Origin of the sequence: Micromonospora chokoriensis (genome assembly GCF_000718555.1) — a bacterium.
Taxonomy (GTDB): domain Bacteria; phylum Actinomycetota; class Actinomycetes; order Mycobacteriales; family Micromonosporaceae; genus Micromonospora; species Micromonospora chokoriensis_B.
On the sequence record NZ_JOAN01000022.1, the window covers coordinates 1 to 14,387 of the forward strand.

Consider the following 14,387-nt stretch of genomic DNA (forward strand, 5'->3'; position numbering starts at 1 on the left):
GCCCCGCCCCGCCCCGCCCCGCCCCGCCCCGCCCCGGCGATCTTGCACTTCCTGTCGCTGCTTCGCCCCGATTAGCACCTTTAGTAGCAACAGAACTGCAAGATCGGCGGCGAGGCAAGGGGCGGCCCAACGGCGTCACGCCGTGCCCCGAGCGCTCGCGTCGATCATGGAGTTGTGGTGCCTCACATAAGGCGCGTATTGCCTCATACCGGCCACCACAACTCCATGATCGACGCGTTGGGCGGGGGCGGGCCCCCAAGGGGGGGGAGGGGGGAGGGGGAGGGGGATCAAGGTGGCGTTGATCTAGTGCTGTGGGGGAAGCCGGACTGGCATACTCCGCGCCGTGACGACCGACCACGGCACCGGGCCGACTCTGACCACTGGCGAACGCGACGCTGAGCTCAACAAGCGGCTGACCGAGGAGCTTGTCGCTTTCAATACCACCGCGACAGGGGCAGCTGATCGCGGCACGTTCTCGGTCAAGGTCACCGATGAAGCAGACGAACTGGTCGGAGGATTGGCTGCATGGACCTGGGGCGGCCTGTGCGGCATCGAGTTGCTGTGGGTGCACGGGGATCGCCGCAAGGACAGCTGGGGCAGCAAGATCCTGCGCGCTGCCGAGGAGGAGGCCAGACAGCGCGGCTGTGACCGCGTGGTCGTCTCGTCCTTCACCTTCCAAGCGCCTGGCTTCTATCAGCGCCACGGTTACGTCGAGACTGGCCGGACCCTGGGAATCCCTGGCGGGCATGCGGACGTGCACATGTTCAAGTCGCTGACCGAGCGCGCGTCCTCGGAGCTGCCCTAAGCCCGCTGGTCACCGCCACTCGTCTATCGCAGTCGCTTCGTAGCGAACGGCGAGCATGTCGTACCCCGCTGCCCCGTCAGCCGCAACAGGCCCTAGAGGCGGACTCCCAGGAGGGCGTCCATCGTGTTCGCGAAGAGGGCGGGGGCTTCGGGGTCGTCCGTGGCACCGGACAGAGTCGCCTCGGCCCAGCGATCGGCTGCGGCCAGGGCTCCGGGAGTGTCCAGGTCGTCGGCGAGGCGTGCGCGTACCTCGGCCAGCAGCTCGGCCCCGGACGGCCCGGCGGGTGCGGCGGCGGCCCGCCGCCAACGGTCCAGGCGCTCGTGCGCGGCGGTGAGCAGCTCGTCGGTCCAGGTGCGGTCGCTGCGGTAGTGCCCGGAGATCAGCGCGAGCCGGATCGCCATCGGGTCGACCTTGTCAGCGCGCAGCCGGGACACGAAGACCAGGTTGCCGCGGGACTTGGACATCTTCTCGCCGTCCAGGCCGATCATCCCGGCGTGCACGTAGTGCTCGGCGAACGGTGCCTGGCCGGTGAGCCGCTCGGCGTGCGCGGCGGACGCCTCGTGGTGCGGGAACAGCAGGTCGTTGCCGCCGCCCTGCACGTCGATCCGGTCGCCGAGCAGGTTGAGCGCGATCACCGCGCACTCGATGTGCCAGCCGGGGCGGCCCGGGCCCAGGTCGCCGCCCGGCCAGGACGGCTCCCCCTCGCGGGCGCCGCGCCACAGCAGCGGGTCCAGTGGGTCACGCTTGCCGGCCCGATCGGGGTCGCCGCCGCGCTCGGGGAAGATCTCCAGCATCTGCTCGCGGGTCAGGTTCGACTCGTAGCCGAAGCGGGGCGTGGCGGAGATGTCGAAGTAGACGTCGCCGGTGCCGTCGTCGAGCCGGTACGCGGCGCCGTCCTTGAGCAGCACCTCGACCTTGTCGGCGATGTCCGGGATCGACTCGACCGCGCCCACGTAGTGCGCCGGCGGGATGATCCGCAGCGCCTCCATGTCCTCCCGGAACAGCGCCGTCTCGCGCATCGCCAGGACCACCCAGTCCTCGCCGTCACGGGCGGCCCGCTCCAGCAGCGGGTCGTCGATGTCGGTGACGTTCTGCACGTAGCGCACCGGGCGGCCGGAGTCGCGCCACATCCGCTGCACCAGGTCGAACGTGATCATGGTGGCGGCGTGGCCGAGGTGGGTGGCGTCGTACGGGGTGATGCCGCAGACGTACATGCTCGCCGCGTCGGCCGGCTCACTCGGGTGGACACCCTGTCGCGCCGAGTCGTACAACGCCAGCGGCTCGCCCCTGCCCGGCAGCCGTGGCACCTCGTGTCCCGCCCAAGACTCCATGGGATCAGCCTAGCCAGCCCGACGACGCGGCCGGAGCACCCCACGGGTGATCAAAATGACAGCGGCTCACATGGGCGGCCAGGGCATCGCCGGCCAGTCCTCCGGCGGCTGGGGGAAGCAGCCGGTCTCGCGTAGCCGGTCGACGCGGGCGGCCACCTCGGCCACCTCGCTGATCGTCAGGTGGTCGGCCAGCTCCGCGCCGAGCGCCCCGGCGACCTGCCCGGCCAGCGCGTCGAGCATCTCCATGGCGTCCGGGGGCAACTGCTTACCGGCCCAGCCCCAGAGCACCGTACGTAGCTTGTCCTCGACGTGGAAGCTCACCCCGTGGTCCACGCCGTAGATCCGGTCGTCGGCGCCGACGAGCACGTGACCGCCCTTGCGGTCGGCGTTGTTGAGCACCGCGTCGAGCACCGCGAGCCGGGCCAGTCGGGGGTCGTCGGCGTGGGCGAGGGCGTACGCGGTGCCGTCGTCGTCCCGGGCCGCGGCGATCGGGAACCAGCGCGGCGGGATCTCCCCGGCGGGCAGGAAACCGACAAGCGGCTCGGCGTCCTCCGGCTCGTCGATCCACAGCTGGCAGGAGCCGGGGCCGAACGGGCCGTCGCGCAGCACGGTGGGCGGCACCAGATCCCACCCGGTGGCCCGGGAGACCAGGTACGCCGAGACCTCTCGACCGGCCAGGGTGCCGTCGGGGAAGTCCCAGAGTGGGCGCTCGCCACGGACCGGCTTGTAGACGCAGCGGGCGGTCACCTCGCCGAGGGTCAGGATGCCGCGCAGCGTGGTGTTCGACGCGTCGACCAGCCGACCCTCCAGGTCGAGGACGCCGTCACGCAGCAGCCGCAGCGCGGCGTCGCCGTCCTGGCGAGGCTGGAGGCCGGACGAGGTCACCGGTGATAACCGTTGTGCCGCGGGCAGAGGTGCCCGGCGGGGTCCAACGGTTGGCCGCAGAGCGGGCACGGCGGCCGGCCCGCGTTGACCACTCGCCGGGCCCGCTCGATGAACTGGCGGGTCGCCTGCGGGGTGAGCCGGACCCGGAGCCGATCCAGGTCCTCGTCCGGCTCGTCGTCGTCTTCCTCGTCGTCTTCGTCGTCGTCCTCGTCGCCGAGCTCGACCTCGGGCTCCATCTCGCCCGCGGCGATCGCTTCGATCACCACGGTCGCGGTGTCCACGTCGAAGGCCAGCCCGAGGGTCCCGACCCGGAACTCCTCGTCGACCGGAGTGTCCAGCGGCTCGTTGTCACCGACCACCGGCGCCAGCTCGGGCAGGTCCACCCCGAAGCGACGCTGGGCCTCGGTGAGCAGCTCCTCCAGCTTCTCGGCGAGCAGAGACACCTGGACCTTCTCCAGCGCGACGCTGACCAGCCTGCCGCCGCCGCGGGCCTGCAGGAAGAACGTGCGCTCCCCCGGCGGCCCGACAGTCCCGGCGACGAACCGCTCCGGCGGTTCGAAGGCGTGCACCTGGTGGGTCATACCCACGACCCTATCCGGCCCGTCCGGGCATCGCGTACCCCACCGACCCGAATCGCCGCAGCGCCGCCGCGCCCGGCGGACCAGCGGCTATTCCCGGGCGTGGCGGCCGCTGCGGTGGGCGTTGACGCCCCGATCGGGGGCGGTGTCGTGCGGCGCCTCACCGCGACGCACCCGCCCCGCCGCCTACCGCGGCGTCCGAATCGGTCGCGCGGGAGGCCCGCCGACGCCGCTTGGCTGGCGGCGGCACCAGCGCCGCCAGGTCACCGCCGGTGTCGTTGAGCCGAACCAGGAACGGTCGCAGCGGCGTGAACCGGATCGCCGTCACCGACGCCGGGTCGGCCACGATGCGTTGAAAGGCATCCAGGTGTACGCCGAGCGCGTCCGCGACGATGGCCTTGATCACGTCGCCGTGGCTACACGCCAGCCAGACCGCCTCGGGCCCGTGCTCGGCGTTCACCCGGGCGTCCCAGGCTCGCACCGCCGCCACGGCACGCGCCGCCATCGCCGCCATCGCCTCCCCACCCGGGAAGACCGCCGCGCTGGGGTGCTGCTGGACGACCGGCCAGAGCGGCTCCTTGGCGAGCTTCTTCAGCGGCTGCCCCTCCCAGCTGCCGTAGTCGCACTCGATCAGCCCGTCCTCGACCACCGGGGTGGCCTGCGGGAGCGCCAACTCCAGGGTCTGCCGGCAGCGGATCAGCGGGCTGGTCACCACGGCGGCCAGCGGCACCGCCCGCAGCCGCTCGCCCACCGCGCTGGCCTGGGCGCGCCCGGTGTCGTCCAACTCGACCGGTTGCCGACCGGCCAGGCCGCCATCGGCGTTCGCCGTGGTCCGGCCGTGTCGCAGAAGCAGAAGGGTCGCCACGCTGACCACCCTAATGGCCTACCCGGAAACGTCGACGGCCCCGGCAGGGCCGGGGCCGTCGACGGATCGCCTCGGGTCAGGTGGCGCTGATCGTGCCGGTCAGCAGCAGCGCCAGGACCAGGGTGCCCAGCGCAACCCGGTACAGCACGAAGACGTACAGGGTGTGGTGCGCGACGTAGCGCAGCAGCCAGGCGATGGCCGCGTAGCCGATGCCGAACGCGATGAGGGTGGCCACGATCGTCTGGGCCACGGTGGGCACGGACGTGCCCGGGGCGGACGGTTCGAAGACGTCCCCGAGGCTGAACACGCCGGACATCACCACCGCCGGGATGGCCAGCAGGAACGAGTACCGTGCCGCCGCCTCGCGGGTCAGGTTGAGCAGCAGGCCGGCGGTGAGCGTGCCGCCGGAGCGGGACACCCCGGGGACCAGCGCCATGGCCTGGGCGAAGCCCATCACGATGCCGTCCTTCATCCGGAAGTTCTCCAGGGTGCGGGTCTGCCGACCCCAGTACTCGGCGAACGCCAGCACGAACGCGAACACGATGAGCGTGGTCGCCACGACCCACAGGTTGCGCCCGGCGGTCTTGATCTGGTCCTTGAACAGGAAGCCGAAGAGCCCGATCGGGATCGAGCCGACGATCACGTACCAGCCCATCCGGTAGTCGAGGCTGGAGCGCACCGACTTGTCCCGGATGCCGACCAGCCAGGTCCGGGTGATCCGCCAGATGTCCTTGGCGAAGTAGATCAGCACGGCCGCTTCGGTGCCGAGCTGGGTGACCGCGGTGAACGACGCGCCGGCGTCGCGGTCGAAGAAGATCGCCGAGGTGATCCGCAGATGCCCCGACGAGCTGACCGGAAGAAACTCGGTCAGTCCCTGGACGATGCCCAGGACGATGGCCTCGACCCAGGTCACTCGCCGACTCCCGAGAGGTCGAGGGCCTCGGCGACGGTACGCAGGGTCTGCACACCGCTGTCCCGGTCGGCCACGAACAGGGTCACCGACAGCGTGGTGACGCCGGCGGCGGCGTACTCCCGCATCCGCTCGGCGATGCGCTCCTTCGGGCCGAGCAGCGAGGTGCGGTCGATGAACTCCATGGGTACGGCGGCGGCGGCGTCGCGCTGCCGCTTGGCCAGGTACAGGTCCTGCACCTCGCGGGCGGCGTCGCCGTAGCCCATCCGGGTGGCGAGCTGGTTGTAGAAGTTCTGCTGGCGGCTGCCCATGCCGCCCACGTAGAGCGCGGCGTACCAGCGCACGAGTTCGGCGCAGGACGCCACGTCGTCGCCGATCACCACGGGCACCGACGGCACCACGTCGAACCCGGCCAACTCCTTGCCGACCTTGGCCCGCCCGGCGCGGACCGAGGCGAGCTGCTCCTCGGCGAACTCCGGGGCGTAGAACACGGCCAGCCAGCCGTCGGCGATCTCGCCGGCCAGCTCCAGGTTCTTCGGGCCGACCGCGGCCAGGTAGATCGGTATGTGCTCACGGGGTGGGTGGAAACCCAGTCGCAGCGCCTTACCCGGGCCGTCGGGCAGCGGCAGCGTGTAGTGCTCGCCGTCGTACGCCACCTCCTTGCGGGCGATGGCCAGCTTGACGATGTCGACGAACTCGCGGGTCCGGGCCAGGGGCTTGGCGAAACGGACACCGTGCCAGCCCTCGGAGACCTGCGGGCCGGAGACGCCCAGGCCGAGCCGGAACCGGCCGCCGGAGAGCGCGTCGATGGTGGCCGCGGTCATCGCGGTGGCTGCCGGCGTACGGGCGGGGATCTGCATCACCGCGGCGCCGACGTCGATCCGTTCGGTCTGCCCGGCCATCCAGGCGAGCATGCTGGGCGAGTCGGAGCCGTACGCCTCCGCCGCCCACACCACCGAATAGCCCAGGCGGTCCGCCTCCTGGGCCAGGGCCAGGTGGTCGGCCGGTGTGCTCCACGCCGTCTGATATCCGAGACTGAGCCCGAGTCGCACTGGTCCTCCCCCATCTGTGGCACAGGTCGCACCAGGTTACGCAATGCCGATAACGGACTCGATCACCGGCTCGACACCCATGATCCCCCCTCCATCGGGGCAGCCCAGGACGGCGGAACCGGCAGAACCGGCAGAGATACGGGAGCGAGGATATCCGTAGCGGCAGGTTCGAAATAAGGTTCACCCATGCAACAGCGACCGCTCGGCCGAAGCGGGCTGGCGGTTTCCCGGCTCGCGCTCGGCACCATGACCTGGGGCCGAGACACCGACGCCGACGATGCGGCCGCCCAGCTGAAGAGTTACCTGGACGCGGGCGGCAACCTGATCGACACCGCCGACGTGTACGGCGACGGTGACGCCGAGTCGGTGATCGGCTCGCTGCTGGGCTCCCTCGTCCCCCGCGAGGAGTTGCTGATCGCCACCAAGGCCGGGTTGCGCCCCGGCAGTGGCCGACGCCGCGACGGCTCCCGAGGGCACCTGCTGCGCACGTTGGACGCGTCGCTGCGCCGGCTCGGCACCGACCACGTCGACCTGTTCCAGGTGCACGGGTACGACCCGGACACCCCGCTGGAGGAGACCCTGGCCGCCCTGGACCACGCGGTGGCCAGCGGCAAGGTCCGCTACGTCGGGGTGTCGAACTTCTCCGGCTGGCAGACCGCGCGGGCCGCCGCCTGGCAGGCCGCCTGGCCGGGGCGGGCACCGGTGGTCGCGGCCCAGGTGGAGTATTCGCTGCTGGAGCGGGGCGTGGAGCGGGAGGTGCTGCCCGCCTGCGACGCGCTCGGCCTCGGCGTGCTGCCCTGGTCGCCGCTGGGCCGGGGAGTGCTCACCGGCAAGTACCGGCACGGTCGCCCGGGCGACTCCCGGGCCGCGTCGCCGCACTTCGAGCGGTTCGTCGCCACGTACCTGGAGCCGCGCTGCTCCAGCATCGTGGAGGCGGTGGCGACCGCGGCCGGTGGGCTGGGCGTGTCGCCGCTGGAGGTGGCGCTGGCCTGGATCCGGGACCGGCCCGGGGTGACCGCGCCGATCCTCGGCGCCCGGACGGTGGGGCAGCTGCTCGGCGCGCTCCAAGTGGAACGGATCACACTCCCCGAGGAAATCACCACCGCGCTGGACGACGTCTCGGCGGTGCCGATCGGCTACCCCGAACGCGACGGCTGACCCGCCGGCCGGGTCACGGCTGATCGACCGGCCGGGTCACGGCGTCGGGCGCTGCCCGGGGAGGTCCTGGATCGCGGTCAGCAAACGCGACTGGTCGTCGCGGAGCGCGGGCTGGGTGAGCCGAATCCACGAGCCGTCGTCGAAGACGATCGTGTAAGTCAGCTGCACGAGCCCGGTCGGGCCGCGCTCCGAGTCGACCCGGGCCACCCGGTCGCGGGGCACACTCCACAGCACCCGCGGTTGCCGCCGGTCGGGCCGGTCGGCGTCCGGGCGGGGGCCCATCCGCAGCAGGTGCAGGTGGGTGTCGGTCACGGCCAGCGGGGTGCCGTTGTAACGCTCCAGGAAGAGCAGCAGGCTGCCGGCGAGGGTGGCGAGGTCACCGCTGAAGACGTACCGGCGCTTGTAGGCGATCTCGGCGAGTTGGTCGGCCAGCGGGCGGTACAGGCTGAGCCGGAACAGAGCGCGGAACGCCTCCTGCTCCTCGCTGAGCGGAATCGGCTCCCGCTGCGCCCGCTGCTGTGGCGGGCCCGCCTCCGGCTCGTCCGCCGCTGGCAGACCCACCGCCATGGCAGCAGCCTTGCCCGGCAGCAGCAGCACGCCCGCCGCCAACCGGACGGGCGTCAGCACCGCGTCCACCCAGACCACCGGGTTGACGATGTTGAGCAGCCCGAACAACACCTTCGGGTCGAGCGAGTCGACAAACTCGTCGGCCATCACAGTGGCGAGCTGCCGACCGGCCTTGTGGGCCGCCGGGACGCGGACCGGGCCGAGCCCCACGTAGCGCAGCTCCTGTCCGGGCAGCAGTGGCGCGACGAGGGCACGTTCGGGTTCGTCGCTGGTGCGGAACTCTTCCCGCAGCTCGCGGGCCTTGTCCCGGGCGGCCCGCGCGCCGCCGAGCACCGCGTCGGTGAACCGACCGAGTCGACCTCGCTCCCCTGACATCACGCGTTCCTCCCCTAGCGGCCCGCCGGCTGGCCGGCCGGCGGTTGCCCGAAGACATTCTGGTCGACCCAATCCGCGCCGCTCTGCACCGCCTGGTCGATCTGGTCGCCGACCTGATCGCTGCCGGGGACGGAGAGCCCGCTGGTCAACGCGACGGTCCCCCAGGTGACGCCGTGGACGACCGAGTTCGGCACGTTCCACGGCAGGTTCGTCGCCCAGTCCCGGGCGATCACCCGGGCGCCGTCGGTGACCCCGTGCGCCCGCAGCGCGGCGGCCCGGTCGAGGTTGCCCATGTCGAACGGGGAACCGGACTTGCCCAGCTTGTAGGTGCCCTTCGTGGGGTCGAAGATCTTGTGGAACCACTTGTCGGCCTTGCCGGCGGCGTGCCGCTTGTCGGCGTACTTCTTGCCGGTGCGCAGCTTGTTCTGCAACGTGACCAGCTTGTCGAGGTGTGCCTGCAGCTTGCGCAGGTACAGCATGACCCGCTGGAGCAGGCGAATGACCTTCTGCAGGTGCGCCGCCAGCGGCCGGATGATCTTCAGCGCCCGGGTGACCACGACCAAGGCCCTGGTCACGGTCACGCCCACGCCGACCGCCCAGGACGCCCCCATCGTCACCGGGGCCATCAGCAACGCGGTCACCAGCGTGACCAGGAGGAAGTTCACGAACTCCACGCAGAGGTCCACGAGCACGTCGTGCACCGTTTGCAGGCCGTCGGCGACACTGCGCAGGTACTCCGCGGTCGCGGCGAACTGCTCGGCGACGCCGAGGAGCTGCTGCTCCACCTCGGCCAACCGCTGCCCGTACGCCACACCGGAGGGTGAGCGCCACCCGGCCTGCGCGGACTCCCGGGCCCCGCGGTGCCCCTGCGCCAGGTCGCGCACCTGCGTGGCCAGCGCGTCCCACTCGGCGGCCTTCGCGCGCAGCACGGCGGGCTCTCCGTCGACCAGATCGACGAGCTGGATCAGCGGCCAGGCCAGCGTCCGGCAGACACTGTTGACGGCGTCCTCCACACCGGAGAGCGCGCTGTCGAGGCCGTTCCACAGCTGGACGGCGCTACCGGCCGGGCCGCTCATCCGGGCAGCCCCGACTGGATGGCCTTGAAACCGGAGTCGAGGTCCCGCTCGTTGAGCTCGTACGCCTCGACCGTGTCGGCAAGCGCCGTGGCGACCCGACCGAACGCGGCATTCGCGGCGCCGAACAGCTCCTTGCCGCCGGTGACCTGCTCGGCGTACTTGGCGCGGAGCAGGTCGCTGGCGAACGGCAGGTGGCCGAAGGCCCCCGACGGCACGTCGCCGGCCGAGACGATCTGAGCCTCCAGGGCGGCGAGCGAACTGGCGACGTGCTTGGCGGCGGTCTCAAGTCGACGGAGCGCCTGCACGTCGACATCGATATCCGGCGGCATGCCGTTCCTCCCCCATGTGTCGAACGCACCGACGATACGATCTCCCGGCCGCCGGGCACCACCCGGTCGCACGATCCACGGGGGAGGAATCTCATGACGGACCCGACGTCCGCCTTCGACGCGCTCGCCGGGCGGATCGCCGACATCGAGCGCCAGTTCGCGGGCCTCCACGACGACCTGGACGAGCTGTCCGGCACCGCGACCGACGAGAGCGGGCTGGTCTCGGCGACCGTCGACGCCACCGGCGAGCTGACCGGCCTCACCCTCGCGCCCGCCGCCCTGCGCGCCGGCACGGAAGGGTTGGCCGAGTTGGTGCTCGACGCGTACCGGCAGGCCCGCGCCGCCGCCGCCGCGCACGTCGCCGAGCACACCGAGGGGTTGAACGTCACGCTCGGCGCGGGGCTCGGCGACCTGTTCGGCAAGCCGGGTGACTTCTCGGCGCTGGGCCGCCTGGAGGAGACCATCGCCCGGCTCGGGCGGCTCGACGACCGCCTGCCGGACGCGCCGGCGTGACGTCACCGACCTGGCCGGAGATCGTCGCTCGGCTGCGGGACGCCGTCGCCCGCTGTGACCGGGACACCGACCTGGAGCTCTCCGTCGGCCCGCGCGGGATCCGGCTGCTGGTGCGCCGCGAGGTGGTGCGGGCGTTCTGCCCCGGCTACGACGAGGCACGCCTGGCCGCGCTCGGCTGGCACCGCCCGACCGGCGACGGCAACTGGTGGTACGAGGCACTGCGCACTCCGGAGCAGGTGCAGCGGCTCAGTGCGTTCGTGGCCCGTACCGCCGCCGAGGTGTTGACCGACGAGCCCGGCGCGCTCACCTGCCGGGCACTGCCGCCGGCCGCGCTCCCCGGCCCGGCGGTGCCGGCCGCCCGCCCCGGCCCGGCAGTGCCGGCTGCGCTCCCCGGCCCAGCGGTGGGTGCGGCCTCCGCCCAGCCGGCGCTGAACGAGTCGGCACCGGTCGAGGTGACCCAGGTCGAGGCGGCTCCGGCCGTCACGACACCCGCCGAGGCGGCGGAGCCGGCGGTGGTGGCGACGCTCGCCGCGGCCGTCGACCGGCGTGACCTGCCCGGCTACCTCGGCGTGCTGGCCGGCGCCACGGTGTGCGTCCCGCTGGCCGGGGAACCGGCGCCGGGTGCCGACTTCCCGTGGACGGTGCTCAGCGACGCGACCGGCGCGCCGCTGCTGCCGGTCTTCACCTCGCCCCGGGCGCTCACCGCGTTCACCGGGGAGGGGGTGCCGTTCCTCGCGCTGCCCTGCGCCGAGCTGTTCGAGGACTGGCCGGACCCGTCCTGGGGGCTGGCGGTCGACCCGGGCAGCGCCCGGGCGGTAGCCCTGGCCGCGCCGGCCCTCGCCGCCCTACTAGCGGCAAACCTCCCCACCGCCTAGTCGCGGACTGCCTCGACGGATCGTCGCTGGCCTTGGCCCCCGGCAGCACCGACCTGGTCACCCAATTCGGTCTGCTCGGCCTCGCCGAGACCCCAGAGCACTTCCTCGACGCCTGGCGCAGGGCGCACGTCCCGCTCGCCCCGGGCGGCTAGTGCGCCGGCGCGAACTGGGTTCCCGAGCCGTCCCGCCAAGCCGGCCGGGTCACGCTGACGGAGGGCCGCTACCGTCGCGCGTTCGCCGATGCCGGCATCCACCTCAACGGTCGAGTTCCGCGTTTGCCGCGCCCGGCTGTTCCTGGCCGGGTGGTGCCCCCGGCTGCCCCTGGCCTGCCTTGCTGACCAGCGCGTCCAGCAGTGCGGGTGTCACAGGTTCACCCGTCACGAGCACCCGGAAGTGGATCGGCCCGACCGCCTGGTCGACGAGGAGGTCGACGTCGGCCTCGGCGGGCAGCTCGCCCCGTGCCGCTGCCCGGTCGAACGGCACTCGGTCGCGGGCGCGCAGCTGCGGCAGAACCTCCGCGCGCAGCCGGGCGGCCAGCTCCGGATCATGCTGGGCCTGACCGACCAGGGCCCGGAACACCGCGCCCGAGTCGGACACCTCGAGGAAGCGGACCAGCTCGTCGAGGTGGGCGCGCAGGTCGGTGCGGAAGGCGCCGGTGTCGGGCAGCGTGAGCTCCTGGGCGCTGTCGGCGGTGAACGCGTCGACCAGGATGTCGGTCTTGGAACGCCACCACCGGTAGATCGTCTGCTTGGCGACGCCGGCCCGGGATGCGATGCCCTCGATGGTGACCTTGGCGTAGCCGATCTCGGCGACGAGGTCGTCCGCCGCCTGGAGCACGGCCTCGCGGGCCGCCTCGCTCCGGCCGTGCCGGTTGCCGCGATGCATCAGGCGCTCCTTCCCGTGGGACGTCTTTCCCGTGCGAAGTCCAAGTCTTCCGAGACGTTACAAGATCCGGGACTTTGCTAGACGCAACGTTGCGTCTAGTCTATCCGTCATGACGACGACACTGCACGACCCCGCCGTCCGCGACCTGATCGCCCGGTTGTTCACCGAGGCCGAGCGCGACGATGAGCGCTCGCCGGGCCGACCCGCACCCACCCTCACCCCCCAGGAACGCTCCGACCTGCTCGAAGACGTCTACATGCCGATCTCGGCTCGCGGCGGCGACCTGCTCTACGCCCTGGTCCGCGCGGCCCGACCGCAGACGGTGGTCGAGTTCGGCACCTCGTACGGAATCTCGACGCTCTACCTCGCCGCAGCCGTGCGCGACAACGGGATCGGGCACGTCACCACGACCGAGCTCAGCGCGACCAAGGTCAAGGCGGCCCGCGCCAATATCGAGGCGGCCGGGTTCAGCGACCTCGTGACAGTGCTCGAGGGAGACGCGCTGACCACCCTCGGCACGGTCGGCGGCCCGATCGGCCTGGCGCTGCTCGACGGCTGGAAGGAGATGTGCCTGCCCGTCCTGCGCCTGATCGAGGACCGGCTCGCCCCGGGCGCCCTGGTCGTCGGCGACGACTCCACGTTCGGGTCGATGAGCGACTACGTGACCTACGTCCGAGACCCGGGCAACGGCTACGTCAGCATCGACTTCCCGGTCGAGGATGGCATGGAGCTCAGCTGCTGGACGGGCCGCTGATCGAAGAGGTCAGACTGAGCAGGTTGCCGCCGGGTCGTCAGCGGGCCGGGGCGAGATGCTTCGCCGCAACTCCTCGACTCTCAGCAGCGCGTCAGCACCGGTCACGCCTGATGATCCCGCCGGTGCGTCACCCGACCAGTCGATTCAAGATCGGCAGGACAGGCCCTACCCCCACCCCTTCCCACCCCTTCCACCCCACCCGGGACGACGCACCACACTGCCTCGCCGATCAGGGAGTTGTGGTGGGCAACAAAGCACCCGTTGACCTGCCAATCCGGGCACCGTAACTCCATGATCGGCGGGACCAGCACGCGATCTTGCACTTACTGTCGCGGCATAGGGGGCATTTCACGCATTCGGCGACCGAAACTGCAAGATCGGCGCGGCGGGGGCCCGGGGCGGGGCGGGGCGAACAGCCTGCGGCGGTCTTGTTGGTCACTCTGACGGGGGTGGCGAAGGGGCGCTGGGCTGGGCAGCATGGGTGGCATGGACTACGAGTACGCGCCGCTGCGGCTGCCGCCGAACGTCGACCGGTTGACCGCCGCGGCGCAGTTGGCGATCCAGGCGGAGTTCTCCGGATGGGAGTTGGCCCGGGTGCGGTTGTACCGGGACGGCACGCGGCAGGTGGTGCTGCGTCGTCGGCGGGTCAACCAACCGCAGCCAGGTCTGTCGTACTGACGACCGAGCGGTGCCGCCCGGGGCCGGAGTCGGCCCCGGGCGGCACCCGGCACACCTAGTGCTGGTGCCCGGCGTGGTCGTGGTCGTCGTCGAGCTCCAGGAACGGGTGCTCGTCGAGCCGGCCGACCAGCCGGTCGTCGGCCGCCGGCTGGAACGGGCCGACCGCGTCGTCGTCGTCGAACGACTCCAGGTCGACCGGGGTGCCGACCTCGCTGACCATGACCACCCCGTCGAGCGGTTCCAACTCGGGGACGTCCAACGCGCCGAGTGAGCCGTCGCCGCTCTGCAGCAGCTCCAGCACCGCCTCGCCGACGCCCTCCACGGGTGCCGGCTCGTCGCCCTCCGGGGTGCCCTCGCGGCGGGCCGCCTCGGCCACCCGCAGCAGCGCGGAGATGCTCGGCACCCGGTAGTCACGGCGCTGGCGCACCGAGATCACGTGGGGGTGCGGGTCGCTGGCCTCGGCACCCTCACCGCTGCCGAAACGCTCGTCGGCCTCGTCCGGGTCGATCGAGTCGACGTCCCAGGGCGTCACCTCGCCGAAGGCGTCGAGCAGCCGCTCGTCGTACGCGAAGGAGGCGTTGTTCAACGCCACGTACGCCTGCCAGACGTCGTCGTCGTCGACGCGACCCTGTGCGGCACGGACGGCGGCCAGGTGGTGGCGGGCCGCTTCGATCACGCGCTCGAGAGCGGCGTCCAGCTCACCGTGCTGGTCGGTCATGTGGGGCAGTCCCTTCACGATGGGGAGGTTGCG

Annotated in this window: 17 protein-coding genes; 6 read left to right on the top strand and 11 right to left on the bottom strand. The window is 72.0% G+C overall.

What is annotated here, in order from left to right; all coding sequences use genetic code 11:
• Positions 1 to 343: 343 nt before the first annotated feature.
• Positions 344 to 805 carry a GNAT family N-acetyltransferase gene (locus IF46_RS0125500; protein ID WP_036393248.1) on the top strand — a complete coding sequence of 154 codons (462 nt, stop codon included), beginning with the start codon at positions 344 to 346 and terminating at the stop codon, positions 803 to 805.
• Between the two features lie 92 nt (positions 806 to 897).
• On the opposite strand, the gene mshC is transcribed toward IF46_RS0125500, so the two are convergent.
• The 6 genes from mshC to IF46_RS0125530 form a co-directional block, all read right to left on the bottom strand.
• Positions 898 to 2,136, bottom strand: coding sequence for a cysteine--1-D-myo-inosityl 2-amino-2-deoxy-alpha-D-glucopyranoside ligase (gene mshC / locus IF46_RS0125505; RefSeq protein WP_030490914.1), 1,239 nt, complete (start codon positions 2,134 to 2,136; stop codon positions 898 to 900).
• 66 nt (positions 2,137 to 2,202) lie between these two features.
• On the bottom strand, positions 2,203 to 3,021 hold the full coding sequence (locus tag IF46_RS0125510) for an SCO1664 family protein (protein WP_030490915.1): 819 nt from the start codon (positions 3,019 to 3,021) through the stop codon (positions 2,203 to 2,205).
• Complete coding sequence (locus IF46_RS0125515) at positions 3,018 to 3,602, bottom strand: DUF3090 domain-containing protein (RefSeq protein ID WP_030490916.1); 585 nt, start codon at positions 3,600 to 3,602, stop codon at positions 3,018 to 3,020. The genes IF46_RS0125510 and IF46_RS0125515 overlap by 4 nt, the downstream gene beginning before the upstream one ends.
• Positions 3,603 to 3,759: 157 nt before the next feature.
• Positions 3,760 to 4,473: a histidine phosphatase family protein gene (locus tag IF46_RS0125520; RefSeq protein ID WP_030490917.1), complete on the bottom strand. Its 714-nt coding sequence runs from the start codon at positions 4,471 to 4,473 to the stop codon at positions 3,760 to 3,762.
• A gap of 67 nt (positions 4,474 to 4,540) precedes the next feature.
• Complete coding sequence (locus IF46_RS0125525; protein ID WP_030490918.1) at positions 4,541 to 5,377, bottom strand: undecaprenyl-diphosphate phosphatase; 837 nt, start codon at positions 5,375 to 5,377, stop codon at positions 4,541 to 4,543.
• Positions 5,374 to 6,426 carry an LLM class F420-dependent oxidoreductase gene (locus IF46_RS0125530; RefSeq protein ID WP_030332780.1) on the bottom strand — a complete coding sequence of 351 codons (1,053 nt, stop codon included), beginning with the start codon at positions 6,424 to 6,426 and terminating at the stop codon, positions 5,374 to 5,376. Before IF46_RS0125530 ends, IF46_RS0125525 begins: the two co-directional genes overlap by 4 nt.
• Before the next feature lie 186 nt (positions 6,427 to 6,612).
• Here IF46_RS0125530 and IF46_RS0125535 point away from each other — a divergent pair, with 186 nt between their 5' ends.
• The gene (locus IF46_RS0125535; RefSeq protein ID WP_030490919.1) at positions 6,613 to 7,584 is read left to right on the top strand and encodes an aldo/keto reductase; all 972 of its coding nucleotides are present in this window, start codon (positions 6,613 to 6,615) and stop codon (positions 7,582 to 7,584) included.
• Between the two features lie 36 nt (positions 7,585 to 7,620).
• Here IF46_RS0125535 and IF46_RS0125540 read toward each other — a convergent pair whose 3' ends face one another.
• Genes IF46_RS0125540 through IF46_RS0125550 form a run of 3 tightly spaced genes read right to left on the bottom strand, consistent with a single transcriptional unit; the run spans position 7,621 to position 9,931 of the window.
• Positions 7,621 to 8,526: a hypothetical protein gene (locus IF46_RS0125540; RefSeq protein ID WP_030490920.1), complete on the bottom strand. Its 906-nt coding sequence runs from the start codon at positions 8,524 to 8,526 to the stop codon at positions 7,621 to 7,623.
• 14 nt (positions 8,527 to 8,540) lie between these two features.
• Positions 8,541 to 9,602 (bottom strand): WXG100 family type VII secretion target, encoded by a 1,062-nt coding sequence (locus IF46_RS0125545; protein WP_030490921.1) that lies wholly within the window; start codon positions 9,600 to 9,602, stop codon positions 8,541 to 8,543.
• The gene (locus tag IF46_RS0125550) at positions 9,599 to 9,931 is read right to left on the bottom strand and encodes a hypothetical protein (protein WP_030490922.1); all 333 of its coding nucleotides are present in this window, start codon (positions 9,929 to 9,931) and stop codon (positions 9,599 to 9,601) included. Before IF46_RS0125550 ends, IF46_RS0125545 begins: the two co-directional genes overlap by 4 nt.
• A gap of 93 nt (positions 9,932 to 10,024) precedes the next feature.
• Between IF46_RS0125550 and IF46_RS32820 the strand changes: the two genes are divergently transcribed.
• Together IF46_RS32820 and IF46_RS0125560 are read left to right on the top strand one after the other, a co-directional pair.
• Positions 10,025 to 10,444 carry a YbaB/EbfC family nucleoid-associated protein gene (locus tag IF46_RS32820; RefSeq protein ID WP_036393252.1) on the top strand — a complete coding sequence of 140 codons (420 nt, stop codon included), beginning with the start codon at positions 10,025 to 10,027 and terminating at the stop codon, positions 10,442 to 10,444.
• Positions 10,441 to 11,319 carry an SseB family protein gene (locus tag IF46_RS0125560; RefSeq protein ID WP_030490923.1) on the top strand — a complete coding sequence of 293 codons (879 nt, stop codon included), beginning with the start codon at positions 10,441 to 10,443 and terminating at the stop codon, positions 11,317 to 11,319. Before IF46_RS32820 ends, IF46_RS0125560 begins: the two co-directional genes overlap by 4 nt.
• Before the next feature lie 255 nt (positions 11,320 to 11,574).
• Here the strand turns inward: IF46_RS0125560 and IF46_RS0125570 are convergent, their stop codons facing one another.
• On the bottom strand, positions 11,575 to 12,204 hold the full coding sequence (locus tag IF46_RS0125570; RefSeq protein ID WP_051724174.1) for a TetR/AcrR family transcriptional regulator: 630 nt from the start codon (positions 12,202 to 12,204) through the stop codon (positions 11,575 to 11,577).
• Between the two features lie 109 nt (positions 12,205 to 12,313).
• Between IF46_RS0125570 and IF46_RS0125575 the strand changes: the two genes are divergently transcribed.
• Together IF46_RS0125575 and IF46_RS0125580 are read left to right on the top strand one after the other, a co-directional pair.
• Positions 12,314 to 12,958: an O-methyltransferase gene (locus IF46_RS0125575; protein WP_030490925.1), complete on the top strand. Its 645-nt coding sequence runs from the start codon at positions 12,314 to 12,316 to the stop codon at positions 12,956 to 12,958.
• Positions 12,959 to 13,444: 486 nt separating this feature from the next.
• A complete protein-coding gene (locus IF46_RS0125580; RefSeq protein WP_013734349.1) occupies positions 13,445 to 13,636 on the top strand; it encodes a DUF5703 family protein in 192 nt (63 codons plus the stop codon).
• A gap of 55 nt (positions 13,637 to 13,691) precedes the next feature.
• On the opposite strand, the gene IF46_RS0125585 is transcribed toward IF46_RS0125580, so the two are convergent.
• Positions 13,692 to 14,354 carry a hypothetical protein gene (locus IF46_RS0125585; protein WP_030490926.1) on the bottom strand — a complete coding sequence of 221 codons (663 nt, stop codon included), beginning with the start codon at positions 14,352 to 14,354 and terminating at the stop codon, positions 13,692 to 13,694.
• Between the last annotated feature and the right edge of the window lie 33 nt (positions 14,355 to 14,387).

Bases quoted from the DNA above. Each gene is read 5' to 3' on its own strand.
- mshC (WP_030490914.1), bottom strand. From the start codon at position 2,136: ATGGAGTCTTGGGCGGGACACGAGGTGCCACGGCTGCCGGGCAGGGGC.
- IF46_RS0125515 (WP_030490916.1), bottom strand. From the start codon at position 3,602: ATGACCCACCAGGTGCACGCCTTCGAACCGCCGGAGCGGTTCGTCGCC.
- IF46_RS0125535 (WP_030490919.1), top strand. From the start codon at position 6,613: ATGCAACAGCGACCGCTCGGCCGAAGCGGGCTGGCGGTTTCCCGGCTC.
- IF46_RS0125540 (WP_030490920.1), bottom strand. From the start codon at position 8,526: ATGTCAGGGGAGCGAGGTCGACTCGGTCGGTTCACCGACGCGGTGCTC.
- IF46_RS0125545 (WP_030490921.1), bottom strand. From the start codon at position 9,602: ATGAGCGGCCCGGCCGGTAGCGCCGTCCAGCTGTGGAACGGCCTCGAC.
- IF46_RS0125550 (WP_030490922.1), bottom strand. From the start codon at position 9,931: ATGCCGCCGGATATCGATGTCGACGTGCAGGCGCTCCGTCGACTTGAG.
- IF46_RS32820 (WP_036393252.1), top strand. From the start codon at position 10,025: ATGACGGACCCGACGTCCGCCTTCGACGCGCTCGCCGGGCGGATCGCC.
- IF46_RS0125570 (WP_051724174.1), bottom strand. From the start codon at position 12,204: ATGCATCGCGGCAACCGGCACGGCCGGAGCGAGGCGGCCCGCGAGGCC.
- IF46_RS0125575 (WP_030490925.1), top strand. From the start codon at position 12,314: ATGACGACGACACTGCACGACCCCGCCGTCCGCGACCTGATCGCCCGG.
- IF46_RS0125580 (WP_013734349.1), top strand. From the start codon at position 13,445: ATGGACTACGAGTACGCGCCGCTGCGGCTGCCGCCGAACGTCGACCGG.
- IF46_RS0125585 (WP_030490926.1), bottom strand. From the start codon at position 14,354: ATGACCGACCAGCACGGTGAGCTGGACGCCGCTCTCGAGCGCGTGATC.